The 16,801-nt window shown below is 42.6% G+C and carries 6 protein-coding genes and 4 rRNA genes; 9 read left to right on the top strand and 1 reads right to left on the bottom strand.

Annotated features, from left to right (window positions below; all coding sequences use genetic code 11):
* Positions 1-137 precede the first annotated feature (137 nt).
* The 7 genes from JFU24_RS14555 (at position 138) to JFU24_RS14525 (ending at position 10,102) form a co-directional block, all read left to right on the top strand.
* Positions 138-3,070 (top strand): 23S ribosomal RNA (locus tag JFU24_RS14555).
* Positions 3,071-3,131: 61 nt separating this feature from the next.
* A 5S ribosomal RNA gene (rrf, locus tag JFU24_RS14550) occupies positions 3,132-3,247 on the top strand.
* A gap of 1,011 nt (positions 3,248-4,258) precedes the next feature.
* Entirely contained in the window at positions 4,259-5,464 is a 1,206-nt protein-coding gene (locus tag JFU24_RS14545) for an MFS transporter (RefSeq protein WP_201222354.1), read from the top strand.
* A gap of 97 nt (positions 5,465-5,561) precedes the next feature.
* Positions 5,562-6,323: a type I 3-dehydroquinate dehydratase gene (gene aroD / locus JFU24_RS14540; RefSeq protein WP_116821329.1), complete on the top strand. Its 762-nt coding sequence runs from the start codon at positions 5,562-5,564 to the stop codon at positions 6,321-6,323.
* A gap of 69 nt (positions 6,324-6,392) precedes the next feature.
* Positions 6,393-7,277, top strand: coding sequence for a quinate/shikimate dehydrogenase (locus JFU24_RS14535; protein ID WP_098178045.1), 885 nt, complete (start codon positions 6,393-6,395; stop codon positions 7,275-7,277).
* Positions 7,278-7,635: 358 nt separating this feature from the next.
* Positions 7,636-8,838 (top strand): MFS transporter, encoded by a 1,203-nt coding sequence (locus JFU24_RS14530; protein ID WP_201222353.1) that lies wholly within the window; start codon positions 7,636-7,638, stop codon positions 8,836-8,838.
* 250 nt (positions 8,839-9,088) lie between these two features.
* Positions 9,089-10,102: a LacI family DNA-binding transcriptional regulator gene (locus tag JFU24_RS14525; RefSeq protein ID WP_056529132.1), complete on the top strand. Its 1,014-nt coding sequence runs from the start codon at positions 9,089-9,091 to the stop codon at positions 10,100-10,102.
* 121 nt (positions 10,103-10,223) lie between these two features.
* On the opposite strand, the gene JFU24_RS14520 is transcribed toward JFU24_RS14525, so the two are convergent.
* Entirely contained in the window at positions 10,224-10,781 is a 558-nt protein-coding gene (locus JFU24_RS14520) for a shikimate kinase (RefSeq protein WP_201183247.1), read from the bottom strand.
* Positions 10,782-12,098: 1,317 nt separating this feature from the next.
* Here JFU24_RS14520 and JFU24_RS14515 point away from each other — a divergent pair.
* Positions 12,099-13,652: ribosomal RNA gene (locus tag JFU24_RS14515) — 16S ribosomal RNA — on the top strand.
* A 175-nt stretch (positions 13,653-13,827) separates the two neighbouring features.
* Positions 13,828-16,762, top strand: a 23S ribosomal RNA gene (locus JFU24_RS14510).
* The 16S and 23S rRNA genes sit together here, the layout of an rRNA operon.
* Positions 16,763-16,801: the final 39 nt, after the last annotated feature.

The raw sequence follows: 16,801 nt of genomic DNA, 5'->3' as shown, positions 1-16,801 counted from the left end.
TTTGAATGAGTAATTCATTCAGATACGAAAGATCTCATCACGTTGTGATGAAGTTTTTTCTTCTTTGTTCCTTGAAAACTAGATAATAGATAGAAGGCAATTAATTTTTTCAAAGCATCAGTAAGATCTTTTTTAACGGTTAAGTTAGAAAGGGCGCACGGTGGATGCCTTGGCACTAGGAGCCGATGAAGGACGGGACTAACACCGATATGCTTCGGGGAGCTGTAAGTAAGCTTTGATCCGGAGATTTCCGAATGGGGAAACCCACTGTTCGTAATGGAACAGTATCTTTACCTGAATACATAGGGTACTGAAGGCAGACCCGGGGAACTGAAACATCTAAGTACCCGGAGGAAGAGAAAGCAAATGCGATTTCCTGAGTAGCGGCGAGCGAAACGGAATTAGCCCAAACCAAGAGGCTTGCCTCTTGGGGTTGTAGGACACTCAACATGGAGTTACAAAGGAACGGGGTAAATGAAGTGATCTGGAAAGGTCCGTCAAAGAAGGTAAAAACCCTGTAGTTGAAACTTCGTTCCCTCCTGAGTGGATCCTGAGTACGGCGGGACACGAGAAATCCCGTCGGAAGCAGGGAGGACCATCTCCCAAGGCTAAATACTACCTAGTGACCGATAGTGAACCAGTACCGTGAGGGAAAGGTGAAAAGCACCCCGGAAGGGGAGTGAAATAGATCCTGAAACCGTGTGCCTACAAGTAGTCAAAGCCCGTTAATGGGTAATGGCGTGCCTTTTGTAGAATGAACCGGCGAGTTACGATTTCATGCGAGGTTAAGTTGATAAGACGGAGCCGCGACTGAAAGCGAGTCTGAATAGGGCGAATGAGTATGAGGTCGTAGACCCGAAACCAGGTGATCTACCCATGTCCAGGGTGAAGTTCAGGTAACACTGAATGGAGGCCCGAACCCACGCACGTTGAAAAGTGCGGGGATGAGGTGTGGGTAGCGGAGAAATTCCAATCGAACCTGGAGATAGCTGGTTCTCTCCGAAATAGCTTTAGGGCTAGCCTCAAGATGAGAGTATTGGAGGTAGAGCACTGATTGGACTAGGGGCCCCCAACGGGTTACCGAATTCAGTCAAACTCCGAATGCCAAATACTTATTCTTGGGAGTCAGACTGCGAGTGATAAGATCCGTAGTCGAAAGGGAAACAGCCCAGACCACCAGCTAAGGTCCCAAAGTATACGTTAAGTGGAAAAGGATGTGGAGTTGCTTAGACAACCAGGATGTTGGCTCAGAAGCAGCCATCATTTAAAGAGTGCGTAATAGCTCACTGGTCGAGTGACTCCGCGCCGAAAATGTACCGGGGCTAAACGTATCACCGAAGCTGTGGATTGACACCGTATGGTGTCGATGGTAGGAGAGCGTTCTAAGGGCGTTGAAGTCAGACCGGAAGGACTGGTGGAGCGCTTAGAAGTGAGAATGCCGGTATGAGTAGCGAAAGAAGGGTGAGAATCCCTTCCACCGAATGCCTAAGGTTTCCTGAGGAAGGCTCGTCCGCTCAGGGTTAGTCGGGACCTAAGCCGAGGCCGAAAGGCGTAGGCGATGGACAACAGGTTGATATTCCTGTACCACCTATACATCGTTTGAACGATGGGGGGACGCAGAAGGATAGGGTAAGCGCGCTGTTGGATATGCGCGTCCAAGCAGTTAGGCCGGAAACGAGGCAAATCCCGTTTCCATTAAGGCGGAGCTGTGATGGCGAGGGAAATATAGTACCGAAGTTCCTGATTCCACGCTGCCAAGAAAAGCCTCTAGTGAGATGTAAGGTGCCCGTACCGCAAACCGACACAGGTAGGCGAGGAGAGAATCCTAAGGTGTGCGAGAGAACTCTCGTTAAGGAACTCGGCAAAATGACCCCGTAACTTCGGGAGAAGGGGTGCTTTTTAGGGTGAATAGCCCAGAAAAGCCGCAGTGAATAGGCCCAGGCGACTGTTTAGCAAAAACACAGGTCTCTGCGAAGCCGCAAGGCGAAGTATAGGGGCTGACACCTGCCCGGTGCTGGAAGGTTAAGGGGAGAGGTTAGCGCAAGCGAAGCTTTGAACCGAAGCCCCAGTAAACGGCGGCCGTAACTATAACGGTCCTAAGGTAGCGAAATTCCTTGTCGGGTAAGTTCCGACCCGCACGAAAGGTGTAACGATCTGGGCACTGTCTCAACGAGAGACTCGGTGAAATTATAGTACCTGTGAAGATGCAGGTTACCCGCGACAGGACGGAAAGACCCCGTGGAGCTTTACTGCAGCCTGATATTGAATTTTGGTACAGCTTGTACAGGATAGGTAGGAGCCTGAGAAGCCGGAGCGCTAGCTTCGGTGGAGGCGTTGGTGGGATACTACCCTGGCTGTATTGAAATTCTAACCCGCGCCCCTTATCGGGGTGGGAGACAGTGTCAGGTGGGCAGTTTGACTGGGGCGGTCGCCTCCTAAAGAGTAACGGAGGCGCCCAAAGGTTCCCTCAGAATGGTTGGAAATCATTCGTAGAGTGTAAAGGCACAAGGGAGCTTGACTGCGAGACCTACAAGTCGAGCAGGGACGAAAGTCGGGCTTAGTGATCCGGTGGTTCCGCATGGAAGGGCCATCGCTCAACGGATAAAAGCTACCCCGGGGATAACAGGCTTATCTCCCCCAAGAGTCCACATCGACGGGGAGGTTTGGCACCTCGATGTCGGCTCATCGCATCCTGGGGCTGTAGTCGGTCCCAAGGGTTGGGCTGTTCGCCCATTAAAGCGGTACGCGAGCTGGGTTCAGAACGTCGTGAGACAGTTCGGTCCCTATCCGTCGCGGGCGCAGGAAATTTGAGAGGAGCTGTCCTTAGTACGAGAGGACCGGGATGGACGCACCGCTGGTGTACCAGTTGTCTTGCCAAAGGCATAGCTGGGTAGCTACGTGCGGACGGGATAAGTGCTGAAAGCATCTAAGCATGAAGCCCCCTCGAGATGAGATTTCCCATAGCGCAAGCTAGTAAGATCCCTGAAAGATGATCAGGTTGATAGGTCAGAGGTGGAAGCGTGGCGACATGTGGAGCTGACTGATACTAATAGATCGAGGACTTAACCACGCTTTAAAAAATGAAATACCTTCTTATTATCTAGTTTTGAAGGAACAACGTTCCTTTATTGTTTGGTGGCGATAGCGAAGAGGTCACACCCGTTCCCATTCCGAACACGGCAGTTAAGCTCTTCAGCGCCGATGGTAGTTGGGGGTTTCCCCCTGTGAGAGTAGGACGCCGCCAAGCTATTCAAAAAGATCAGCCATTCTGGCTGGTCTTTTTTTGTGTTTATAAAATGGGAAAGAGTATCGAATAAAAAATCTTTAAGAAATTTAATGGGTTAAGTAATTGATGGTTGGTAATAGTCCCGATTTTTTCATGGATTACATATATGCTGGGGTTCAGGGTAAATTCTGATTTTATTACAATAAAAAATTTGTGAATTCAATATTAGACCTTAAAGCCAGTAGAGCCTAAAATAGCAGGTGCCAAAATTTCAAAGGGTAAATGGTTTTTATCTATCACTGTAGAGTGGAAACACACTGCTCTGTCGCCTATGTAACTGAGATATTGATAAAAGAAAATATATGAGAAAAACATATTTAGAGTTAAAATTAGTCACAATACACACTTAATTATACATACGGAGTCCTGAGCCCATAGAAGACAAACCATCCTTAAGTGGGGCTCACTCGGTTAAGAATGTGTTGAGGAATAATCATCAACTCGAAGAATGGAGTTTTAGAGAGTTTAAAGAAGCATTCTTTAAAGAAACAGAATTTCCTTGAAATAGGCAAAGAGATTAAATGCCTAGCCTATGCAAATTTATGAATAGAGGGGACTGTTTCATAAGTTTGACACAATTTAATTAGCGCAGTATAATAACTTCAGTAGAACGATATACTAAATGTAGTTAAGTAAGTAACTCCAGTAAAGGGCATGGATTACAGCTGTGTGTTTACGTATTTAATTTGGACATACTGATTTCATTTTGAACAACATTAGACCCAATTAATTCTGCGGGGGAGTTCAAGTATTTAGTAGAACGATATACTAACTTTGATTTGAATATTAGTAGAACGATATACTAATTATTAAAATTTAAGTAGAACGATATACTAATGCATTAAAGTAGCTTATATTTATCGTTCGTTTTCTTAAATATACTGTGGCGCAAGGGGGAAGCTTTAAGAAAGAGCTTAATAACTAAGTTGCATTTCTGACAACTTTTGAATAACTAACATAGGGGTGTGTTTTATGAAAAATCCATATATAAAAATGGCAATAGGTTTATATATTAGTTACTTTATTTTAGGTATGATCAACATCATCATTGGGTCAAATATGGAGAATTTGTCCAACCAGTTAAATACGAGTACATCAGGAATTAGCTACCTGGTTTCAGCAATAGGTATTGGTAAGTTAGTTTCTCTGTTTTTTGCTGGAAGACTGTCGGATAAATTAGGAAGGAAGCCTTTTGTTGTATCGGCGTCTTTCATCTACCTGATTTTCTTAGTGGGAATACCATTGGCTCCTAACTATACATTAGCATTTATTTTTGCAATATGTGCTGGTATCGCTAACTCATTTTTAGACGCAGGGACGTATCCTGCACTTATTGAAGCTTTCCAAAAGAAAGCAGGCTCTGCAACTGTATTAATTAAAGCTTTTGTTTCAATTGGTGCAACAATTCTTCCATTTATTATGGCGTTTTTTATTGCTAGAGATCTATTTTACGGATATACATTCTTCTTGATGGCAGCTGTTTACCTTGTTAATGGATTTTTCTTACTTAGGGTATCATTCCCGAATCATAAAACTCCAAGTGATATCCAAAGTGAGGATAAAGTTGAAACAGCTGAACCACAATTTTTATCAAAACCAAAGTTTGGCCAAGAAGGATTGGCCGTTATTCTTCTAGGTTTTACATCAACTGCTCTATTCATGCTTGTACAAGTTTGGCTCCCTAAATTTGGACAAGAAGTATTAGGTCTAACACAGGCTAAATCTGTTCAATTGCTTAGTTACTATAGCATTGGGTCCCTTGTTTCAGTCATTTTACTAGCAGTTTTATTAAATAAAGTAATAAAACCTATAACAGTTATGATTATTTATCCGGTAATTGCCGCAATATCTTTATTGTCTCTTATTTATATTCAGCAACCATTCATGACTGTTTTGAGTGCTTTCTTTATTGGGTTATCAACTGCAGGTGTGTTCCAATTGGCCATGACAATTATTACCGAATTCTTCCCAGCTAATAAAGGAACCATTACATCTTATGTAAACATTGCAGCTAGTTCAGCTTTTATTATCATACCATTCATTACAGGTATGATTTCTAAGAGTGCAGGTCTAACTGCTGTATTCTTGTTTGATGTTGGAATTGCAATCGTTAGTATTTTATTGGCTGTTTTTGTTGCCTATCGTTATAAAAAGGTGATTAAAGTTCCATCTGTTTAAAAAAGTCATAAGTCAGGTCATAATCTTTTACAGGTTTTACTAACAAACATCAGTGAGGTTCGAAAGCCCTCACTGATGATAAAAAGGGGAAAAATCCATGCAAACGATTACCATCAAAAACGTTAAAATCGGAGAAGGCGTTCCAAAGATTATTGTTCCATTAATGGGGACAACTCAAGAAGAGCTACTTCAAGAAGTTGAAACGGTAAAATCTTTGGAGCCAGATATCATTGAGTGGCGAGTAGATGTGTATGAACATGTTGAAAGCTTAAACTCCGTTTCGGAAATGATTTCAAAACTAAGAAAAGCCTTACCGAGTACTCTTCTTCTTTTCACTTTTAGAAGTCATAAAGAAGGTGGCAACAAAGAAATTACGGATCAATATTATTTTGAATTACTTCATACAGCGATTCGAACAAAGAATATTGATCTTGTGGATGTAGAATTATTTTATGAAGAGTCAGATGTCAAGGCAACTGTAAAGGTTGCTGAGGAAAATGGTGTATACGTAATTATGTGTAACCACGATTTCCATAAGACACCAGCAAAAGAAGAAATCATTTACCGACTGCGTAAAATGCAGGAGTATGGAGCTCATATTCCAAAAATTGCTGTCATGCCTCAAAGTGTAGACGATCTACTTGTTTTATTAGATGCAACTCACACGATGAAAACTAAATATGCGGATCGTCCGTTTATTACCATGTCTATGTCGGGGACAGGCCTGGTTAGCCGGTTAACCGGTGCGGTATTTGGTTCAGCTTGTACATTTGGTGCTGGAAAAGAAGCATCGGCACCTGGACAAATTCCTGTATCTCAATTAAGAAGTGTTTTAGAAACTATTGATCAAAATATTTAATTCATTGGATTTCTTCCAAAAAAGAATTTATTTAAAATTTTATGAATCATACATCAGGGGGATTGAATCATGGAAAGTTTAGCACGTATTAATGGAAAAACAGAATTAGTAGGACTTTTAGCAACACCTATCGGACACTCTTTATCACCAGCTATGCACAATTTAGCATTTGATAAATTAGGATTAAACTGTGCTTATTTAGCATTTGAAGTTGGAAATGAATCATTGGAGGATGCTGTAAAAGGAATGCGAGCATTAAATGTAAAAGGTTTTAATGTATCAATGCCAAATAAAATGAAAATCCTTCCACACTTAGATGAATTGGCAGACAGTGCTAAATTTTCAGGAGCGGTTAATACAGTTGTCAATGTTGATGGGAAATTCGTCGGTCACAGTACGGATGGAATGGGATATACTCGCAACCTTAAAGAACATGGTATAGATATCAAAGGCAAAAAAATGACTCTTATCGGTTCTGGTGGCGCTGCTACACCTATTGCTATTCAATCTGCACTAGAAGGACTTGCTGAAATTAGCATTTTTGCGCGTGATGATGCTTTCTTCCCACAAGCAGAAGAAAACGTACGAATCATTAATGAAGATATGAAGCACTTAAATGTGAAAGCAAATGTGTATCCACTTGAGAACCTTGAACAATTAAGAGCTGAAATCGAAACTAGTGATATTTTGGCAAATGGAACAGGCGTTGGTATGAAACCACTTGAAGGCTTAAGTGTCATTCAAGACGAATCAATGCTACGCTCTGATTTAATTGTTACAGACGTTGTGTACATTCCACGTAAATCAAAACTTATGGAACAAGCTGAAGCTGCCGGGGCTACAGCGATTAATGGTCTTGGAATGATGCTTTGGCAAGGTGCTTTAGCATTTGAATTGTGGACAGGTCAACAAATGCCTGTTGATTATATTAAAGAGCAAATTTTTGCAGATTAATAAGCTTCCACTGTGGAGGTTGCTCTCCAGCTTATAGTAATAGAGGTTTTTTGCGACCCCTGCTGAACTCAATTGTTTTTTAGTGTTTGGTGTTAAGGAACTTACAGCATATGAATGCAATAGACCTCGGAGCTAAGAAAAACAGGGAGTGTACTTCCTGTTTTTCTTAGCTCTTTTTTTGAAAAATTGTTTTTAATTTTATGGGATATCATAATGGGGATTGAAAACTGTATTTTTATAAAAAAATACAGTAATTAAAAGATCAGATTAAGTTTTTTTAGAGATTTCATTTTTTCAAACTTTAGTGTTCTTTAATGGGAGAAAAATTACATCGTGATTTACTATGGGGGGGTAATTAATGAAATATCAGTATTTTAAAGCGGCATCAGGGATGTATATTAACTATTTTCTATTAGGGATGGTCAATATAATTCTCGCTTCGAACATGGTCGCTTTAACAGAACAGTGGGATACAGATTCAACTGGCATCAGTTATCTTATTGCTGCAATAGGTATTGGAAGATTGCTTACGTATGGTATAACAGGAATATTGTCAGATAGATTTGGAAGGAAACCGTTAATCATTGTCTCAACTATTGTCATGTTATTCTTTTTAGTGGGGATTCCATTTTCTCCAACTTATGAGATAGCCTTTGTGTTTGCGTTACTTGCGGGTGTTTCTAACTCTGCCATGGATGCGGGGACATATCCAGCGCTTACAGAAATGTTTCCGAAATCTGCTAGTTCCGCAAGCGTAATGGTTAAGGCTTTTGTTTCACTTGGCGCAACAGTTTTACCATTTATCATCTTGTTTCTTTCTGAAAACAATTTGTTTTATGGGTATGCTTTTTTATTACCGGCGGTTATCTATTTTTTAAACATGATATTTTTGTTTTTTACTTCATTTCAAAAAATCCAAGACGGTCATAATAGTAAAGAAGACGAATTGCAATTGAGTAAGTTTATAAGTGAACCTGAATTCTGGAAAGAAGGGCTAGCGCTTATTATTATTGGTTTTACATCTACTGCCTTGTTTACAGTCTCGCAAATCTGGTTACCGAGTTTTGGGCAAGAAGTCGCTGGAATGTCTGCTTCCAATTCGATTAAATTGTTAAGCTATTATAGCGTTGGATCCCTTATTTCTGTTCTGCTTTTATCCGTTTTGTTGAAAAAATGGCTGAAACCTGTGACGGTCATTTTGCTTTATCCAATGATTACTTTAATAGCTGTCATTGTTATTCTTACCGTTCATACACCACTTGTACTAAGCGTAACCTCTTTTTTCCTTGGAGCTTCTACAGCTGGAATTTTTCAATTAACCATTGCAATAATGGCTGAGCTTTTCTGGAAGAAAAAAGGAACTGTAACGGGAATCGTTTCAACTGCCTCTAGTTTAGCGAGTGTTGTCTTACCCATCGCAACAGGGTTAATCGCTAAAAGTGGAGATATATCGCATATATTCCTATTTGATTGTTTTATCGCAACTTTAGGGATTCTAGCTGCAGTTTTTGTGAATTATCGGTATAAAAAATTAACTAAACATCCGATAATACTTAAATAAGGAAAAGAGACTGATTACTCAAAACTCCATCTTCAAGAATTAGGATGGTGTTTTTTTTTGCAATAGTAAGGAATAGGGAAAACTTCTGTGTATATAGCATTAAAATTACTAATAAGCGGTGACTGAACTATGTACAATAAAGCAATTTATATTATGGGTATAATAATAACTACAACTATATTATTATTATAGTAAGAATTGATGATTATAATCAATACATCAAAAATACACTCAAGATGGTGATTGAACGATGAAACAACCCAAAAAAGGTCGAGTCACATTGCAACAGGTAGCGAAGCATGCTGGCGTATCTACGTCCACTGCTTCCCTTATCGTTCGTAATAACCCTCGAATTTCGGAAGCAACACGAAAAAAGGTTTTAAAGTCCATGCGTGAATTGGGTTACGTTTACGATAGAATTGCAGCAAATCTAAGGTCGCAGAGTTCCGATACTGTAGGAATAATTATTACTGATATTTCAAACACTTTTTTTTCTGAATTCCTGATAGGTGTACATGATGCATTAGAAGAGGTCGGATATACGGTCTTGTTGGGAACTACATTTGATTCAGTTACGAAGCAAGACCAACTCCTTTCAACTATGTTGGAACATAGAGTAGGCGGCTTAATTCTTTGTCCCGTTTCTGAAAGTACACAAGAAACGATTAATCGATTAAATGAGATTGACACACCATTTGTTCTTGCTGTTAGAGAATTACCTGAAGTAAATAGCGATTATGTAGGTATTAACTATCCAGAAGGAGCCCGAATAGCTGTTAATCATTTGATTGAAAAGGGACATAAAAGGATTGCATTCCTTGGAGGGATTAGGGAATCTTCTACTTGGATTGAGAGAATGGAGGGGTATCGCGAAGCCCTTTCCAAAGCGGGCTTGGAAGTTGACGAATCGTTAATGATAGATAGTGCTCCGACACGAGAGGGAGGGTTAGAGGCTGTATTTAAAGTCCTTAATAATCCTGATCCCCCTACAGCAATCTTTTGCTTTAGCGACCTAATTGCTTTCGGCGTTATGCAAGGGTTAAGGATGAAAGGATTGATTCCTGGTCAAGATATAGACATCGTAGGATTCGATAATGTTCCAGTTGCAGAAATCTATCATCCGCCGTTAACGACTGTTTCTTCATTTCCTCAACGTATGGGAAAAGAAGCTGCGAATCTTTTGCACCAAAAAATGGTGAATATTGATCATGAACAACAGCGTATTATATTAAACCCCGAACTGATTATTAGAGAATCCTCCTAAAAAGAAAAAAAAGGTGATTAGTTTACAGGAAGAGGGAGTATCCCTTATCGCTGTATTCTTTTCATCTTTTCTATTATTCTTTTCTTAGGTTTTATAGGGCTTGGGCAATCAACTAGTGGAATTACTTAAGTGGTTCGTAAATATCCCAAGCCACTTTCAATGATTCAACAATATAATCTGCTACTTCTTCAACATCAAGGTCATTCGTATTCACTTTCGAGTGGTGATAGGAGTAAATTTCCTGTCTAGTATTAAAAAGTTCTTCTATTTCTTCAAGGCTTCGACTTTGTAACACTGGTCTACTATCAATAAGCAAGCCTATTCTCTCTTTCCAATATTCCCAAGATAAGTCAAGGTAGAACACAATACAATTAGAGAGACAAATTTTTCGTATATCCTCTTGTAAAAAAGCCCCTCCACCAACGGAAATAATTTTCAATTGCTGTTGGCTAAAGTAATCAATCATACTTTTTTCTTTTTCGCGGAAAGTCTTTTCCCCAAACTTCTTGAATATTTCTGTGGTGGGCATGTTAAATTCTCTTTCAATTTCTTGATCTATATCAATAAAATCCCTATATAATTTCCTGGCTACTTTTTGTCCGATTGTGGTTTTACCTACCCCCATAAAACCTATAAAAACGATACTTTGCATCCTCAAAGATGTGTTTTTATTAATCATTTATAAATCCCTCTCCCAACTATTTTTATAATGATTAAAAGTCTGTCCTCAATCTTTTAAAATAAATTTATTATAGTACATGACAGTAAATTTGTAAAAAAAATATTTTTCTAATATTTAGATAATATGTATGTAGGATATCAGCTAATATTTCTTTAATATTTACTCATTTTTCAAGATTCGTTCAATGAGTGGTTGAATATGCATCACTCTGCTTTTTTACTAGAACTGAATCTAACACAAGTAATGATTCTTCAGACATGGATAAATGTGTTTTTTTGCTTCATAAAACTTGGTTTCAGACTTTTATCCAGTACGAGCATCAGTATCGATGGTAGATTGGAGCCTATTAATAGACAAAAGCTTTACATTTTCCACATTCTCTAAGAAAGAGTAGGTAAAGAGGGGAATTTACTATTTTAATAAAAATAATTGTTAACATTCGTATATAAAGGATAAAGCTACTTTCTTTGGTTTCATTGTCTATCTGTAGATATCTGTTGATAAAAATGTTTTGACTCTTTCACCTCTTTGGGTGAATCCTTTAATATGTCCAATGCGTCTGTATTAACCTTAACAGGTTTGCTAGGTTCTAACGTGTGCTTGAACATTGAGGTATTGTAATAGAAGCTATTCAATAACTATTTGTGAGTTAATTATGGATTTTGATTGAATATAGATGACCACGACTTTATCTTTCTTCCAAGTGCATCTTTCATGTATCATTCCCTGATAATTAGATTAGTCATTGCCCTCCGGAAGGATTTGTTTTTAGAAATTCACTTTACTGACTAATAGTTAGAGAGAGGACATTTAGATTTTTTAAGAATAGAATCATGAAAGGTTTAAATGTCTTTAGAGGAAAAGCCATAGTTTGAATTATTACTAGAACAAGCATTTATACTAAGTTAACACCTTTATATAATCTAATAAATGAATTAAAAAAGAAAAAAAGATTCATAGCTAAAAATCAGTTGACTTTAAGGTAGGAAAGGATTAATATAAATAAGCACCAAGTACGACAAACAAAAAACTTCATCCACTTTTGGTAGATTACTAAAAGAAATAATAACTGTTGACTTCTTATTATGAAAATGTTAAGATGAAATGGTCGCTGAAAAACACAGCGATTTAAAACAAGTTAAAAACTTCGCAGAAGTTGACAACTAATCAATAGCGTGTTATGATGAATAAACAAGTTGTTCGAAAGAACGACGGCGAAATTGCTCTTTGAAAACTGAACAAAACAAAGCGCCAACGTTAATTTTTTTAAGTGAGCACACACTATCAAAAAGCAAAATGAGCAAGTCAAACATTTCTTCGGAGAGTTTGATCCTGGCTCAGGACGAACGCTGGCGGCGTGCCTAATACATGCAAGTCGAGCGAATCGATGGGAGCTTGCTCCCTGAGATTAGCGGCGGACGGGTGAGTAACACGTGGGCAACCTGCCTATAAGACTGGGATAACTTCGGGAAACCGGAGCTAATACCGGATACGTTCTTTTCTCGCATGAGAGAAGATGGAAAGACGGCCTCTAGCTGTCACTTATAGATGGGCCCGCGGCGCATTAGCTAGTTGGTGAGGTAATGGCTCACCAAGGCGACGATGCGTAGCCGACCTGAGAGGGTGATCGGCCACACTGGGACTGAGACACGGCCCAGACTCCTACGGGAGGCAGCAGTAGGGAATCTTCCGCAATGGACGAAAGTCTGACGGAGCAACGCCGCGTGAACGAAGAAGGCCTTCGGGTCGTAAAGTTCTGTTGTTAGGGAAGAACAAGTACCAGAGTAACTGCTGGTACCTTGACGGTACCTAACCAGAAAGCCACGGCTAACTACGTGCCAGCAGCCGCGGTAATACGTAGGTGGCAAGCGTTGTCCGGAATTATTGGGCGTAAAGCGCGCGCAGGTGGTTCCTTAAGTCTGATGTGAAAGCCCACGGCTCAACCGTGGAGGGTCATTGGAAACTGGGGAACTTGAGTGCAGAAGAGGAAAGTGGAATTCCAAGTGTAGCGGTGAAATGCGTAGAGATTTGGAGGAACACCAGTGGCGAAGGCGACTTTCTGGTCTGTAACTGACACTGAGGCGCGAAAGCGTGGGGAGCAAACAGGATTAGATACCCTGGTAGTCCACGCCGTAAACGATGAGTGCTAAGTGTTAGAGGGTTTCCGCCCTTTAGTGCTCGCAGACTAACGCATTAAGCACTCCGCCTGGGGAGTACGGCCGCAAGGCTGAAACTCAAAGGAATTGACGGGGGCCCGCACAAGCGGTGGAGCATGTGGTTTAATTCGAAGCAACGCGAAGAACCTTACCAGGTCTTGACATCCTCTGACAACCCTAGAGATAGGGCGTTCCCCTTCGGGGGACAGAGTGACAGGTGGTGCATGGTTGTCGTCAGCTCGTGTCGTGAGATGTTGGGTTAAGTCCCGCAACGAGCGCAACCCTTGATCTTAGTTGCCAGCATTCAGTTGGGCACTCTAAGGTGACTGCCGGTGACAAACCGGAGGAAGGTGGGGATGACGTCAAATCATCATGCCCCTTATGACCTGGGCTACACACGTGCTACAATGGATGGTACAAAGGGTCGCAAACCTGCGAAGGTAAGCGAATCCCATAAAGCCATTCTCAGTTCGGATTGTAGGTCGCAACTCGCCTACATGAAGCCGGAATCGCTAGTAATCGCGGATCAGCATGCCGCGGTGAATACGTTCCCGGGCCTTGTACACACCGCCCGTCACACCACGAGAGTTTGTAACACCCGAAGTCGGTGAGGTAACCTTTATGGAGCCAGCCGCCTAAGGTGGGACAGATGATTGGGGTGAAGTCGTAACAAGGTAGCCGTATCGGAAGGTGCGGCTGGATCACCTCCTTTCTAAGGATAAATACGAGAGCGCTTTTGTTTTGTTCAGTTTTGAATGAGTAATTCATTCAGATACGAAAGATCTCATCACGTTGTGATGAAGTTCTTTCTTCTTTGTTCCTTGAAAACTAGATAATAGATAGAAGGCAATTAATTTTTTCAAAGCATCAGTAAGATCTTTTTTAACGGTTAAGTTAGAAAGGGCGCACGGTGGATGCCTTGGCACTAGGAGCCGATGAAGGACGGGACTAACACCGATATGCTTCGGGGAGCTGTAAGTAAGCTTTGATCCGGAGATTTCCGAATGGGGAAACCCACTGTTCGTAATGGAACAGTATCTTTACCTGAATACATAGGGTACTGAAGGCAGACCCGGGGAACTGAAACATCTAAGTACCCGGAGGAAGAGAAAGCAAATGCGATTTCCTGAGTAGCGGCGAGCGAAACGGAATTAGCCCAAACCAAGAGGCTTGCCTCTTGGGGTTGTAGGACACTCAACATGGAGTTACAAAGGAACGGGGTAAATGAAGTGATCTGGAAAGGTCCGTCAAAGAAGGTAAAAACCCTGTAGTTGAAACTTCGTTCCCTCCTGAGTGGATCCTGAGTACGGCGGGACACGAGAAATCCCGTCGGAAGCAGGGAGGACCATCTCCCAAGGCTAAATACTACCTAGTGACCGATAGTGAACCAGTACCGTGAGGGAAAGGTGAAAAGCACCCCGGAAGGGGAGTGAAATAGATCCTGAAACCGTGTGCCTACAAGTAGTCAAAGCCCGTTAATGGGTAATGGCGTGCCTTTTGTAGAATGAACCGGCGAGTTACGATTTCATGCGAGGTTAAGTTGATAAGACGGAGCCGCGACGAAAGCGAGTCTGAATAGGGCGAATGAGTATGAGGTCGTAGACCCGAAACCAGGTGATCTACCCATGTCCAGGGTGAAGTTCAGGTAACACTGAATGGAGGCCCGAACCCACGCACGTTGAAAAGTGCGGGGATGAGGTGTGGGTAGCGGAGAAATTCCAATCGAACCTGGAGATAGCTGGTTCTCTCCGAAATAGCTTTAGGGCTAGCCTCAAGATGAGAGTATTGGAGGTAGAGCACTGATTGGACTAGGGGCCCCCAACGGGTTACCGAATTCAGTCAAACTCCGAATGCCAAATACTTATTCTTGGGAGTCAGACTGCGAGTGATAAGATCCGTAGTCGAAAGGGAAACAGCCCAGACCACCAGCTAAGGTCCCAAAGTATACGTTAAGTGGAAAAGGATGTGGAGTTGCTTAGACAACCAGGATGTTGGCTCAGAAGCAGCCATCATTTAAAGAGTGCGTAATAGCTCACTGGTCGAGTGACTCCGCGCCGAAAATGTACCGGGGCTAAACGTATCACCGAAGCTGTGGATTGACACCGTATGGTGTCGATGGTAGGAGAGCGTTCTAAGGGCGTTGAAGTCAGACCGGAAGGACTGGTGGAGCGCTTAGAAGTGAGAATGCCGGTATGAGTAGCGAAAGAAGGGTGAGAATCCCTTCCACCGAATGCCTAAGGTTTCCTGAGGAAGGCTCGTCCGCTCAGGGTTAGTCGGGACCTAAGCCGAGGCCGAAAGGCGTAGGCGATGGACAACAGGTTGATATTCCTGTACCACCTATACATCGTTTGAACGATGGGGGGACGCAGAAGGATAGGGTAAGCGCGCTGTTGGATATGCGCGTCCAAGCAGTTAGGCCGGAAACGAGGCAAATCCCGTTTCCATTAAGGCGGAGCTGTGATGGCGAGGGAAATATAGTACCGAAGTTCCTGATTCCACAGCTGCCAAGAAAAGCCTCTAGTGAGATGTAAGGTGCCCGTACCGCAAACCGACACAGGTAGGCGAGGAGAGAATCCTAAGGTGTGCGAGAGAACTCTCGTTAAGGAACTCGGCAAAATGACCCCGTAACTTCGGGAGAAGGGGTGCTTTTTAGGGTGAATAGCCCGGAAAAGCCGCAGTGAATAGGCCCAGGCGACTGTTTAGCAAAAACACAGGTCTCTGCGAAGCCGCAAGGCGAAGTATAGGGGCTGACACCTGCCCGGTGCTGGAAGGTTAAGGGGAGAGGTTAGCGCAAGCGAAGCTTTGAACCGAAGCCCCAGTAAACGGCGGCCGTAACTATAACGGTCCTAAGGTAGCGAAATTCCTTGTCGGGTAAGTTCCGACCCGCACGAAAGGTGTAACGATCTGGGCACTGTCTCAACGAGAGACTCGGTGAAATTATAGTACCTGTGAAGATGCAGGTTACCCGCGACAGGACGGAAAGACCCCGTGGAGCTTTACTGCTGACCTGATATTGAATTTTGGTACAGCTTGTACAGGATAGGTAGGAGCCTGAGAAGCCGGAGCGCTAGCTTCGGTGGAGGCGTTGGTGGGATACTACCCTGGCTGTATTGAAATTCTAACCCGCGCCCCTTATCGGGGTGGGAGACAGTGTCAGGTGGGCAGTTTGACTGGGGCGGTCGCCTCCTAAAGAGTAACGGAGGCGCCCAAAGGTTCCCTCAGAATGGTTGGAAATCATTCGTAGAGTGTAAAGGCACAAGGGAGCTTGACTGCGAGACCTACAAGTCGAGCAGGGACGAAAGTCGGGCTTAGTGATCCGGTGGTTCCGCATGGAAGGGCCATCGCTCAACGGATAAAAGCTACCCCGGGGATAACAGGCTTATCTCCCCCAAGAGTCCACATCGACGGGGAGGTTTGGCACCTCGATGTCGGCTCATCGCATCCTGGGGCTGTAGTCGGTCCCAAGGGTTGGGCTGTTCGCCCATTAAAGCGGTACGCGAGCTGGGTTCAGAACGTCGTGAGACAGTTCGGTCCCTATCCGTCGCGGGCGCAGGAAATTTGAGAGGAGCTGTCCTTAGTACGAGAGGACCGGGATGGACGCACCGCTGGTGTACCAGTTGTCTTGCCAAAGGCATAGCTGGGTAGCTACGTGCGGACGGGATAAGTGCTGAAAGCATCTAAGCATGAAGCCCCCCTCGAGATGAGATTTCCCATAGCGCAAGCTAGTAAGATCCCTGAAAGATGATCAGGTTGATAGGTCAGAGGTGGAAGCGTGGCGACATGTGGAGCTGACTGATACTAATAGATCGAGGACTTAACCACGCTTTAAAAAATGAAATACCTTCTTATTATCTAGTTTTG

The sequence above is a fragment of the Peribacillus sp. TH27 genome (assembly GCF_016650915.1).
Taxonomy (GTDB): domain Bacteria; phylum Bacillota; class Bacilli; order Bacillales; family DSM-1321; genus Peribacillus; species Peribacillus butanolivorans.
Note: the sequence above shows the minus strand (reverse complement) of the source record. Positions and strands in the feature narration are given on the sequence as shown.

Excerpts from the sequence above, each read along its gene's own strand:
- JFU24_RS14545 (WP_201222354.1), top strand. The coding sequence starts at position 4,259 with ATGAAAAATCCATATATAAAAATGGCAATAGGTTTATATATTAGTTAC.
- aroD (WP_116821329.1), top strand. The coding sequence starts at position 5,562 with ATGCAAACGATTACCATCAAAAACGTTAAAATCGGAGAAGGCGTTCCA.
- JFU24_RS14535 (WP_098178045.1), top strand. The coding sequence starts at position 6,393 with ATGGAAAGTTTAGCACGTATTAATGGAAAAACAGAATTAGTAGGACTT.
- JFU24_RS14530 (WP_201222353.1), top strand. The coding sequence starts at position 7,636 with ATGAAATATCAGTATTTTAAAGCGGCATCAGGGATGTATATTAACTAT.
- JFU24_RS14525 (WP_056529132.1), top strand. The coding sequence starts at position 9,089 with ATGAAACAACCCAAAAAAGGTCGAGTCACATTGCAACAGGTAGCGAAG.
- JFU24_RS14520 (WP_201183247.1), bottom strand. The coding sequence starts at position 10,781 with ATGATTAATAAAAACACATCTTTGAGGATGCAAAGTATCGTTTTTATA.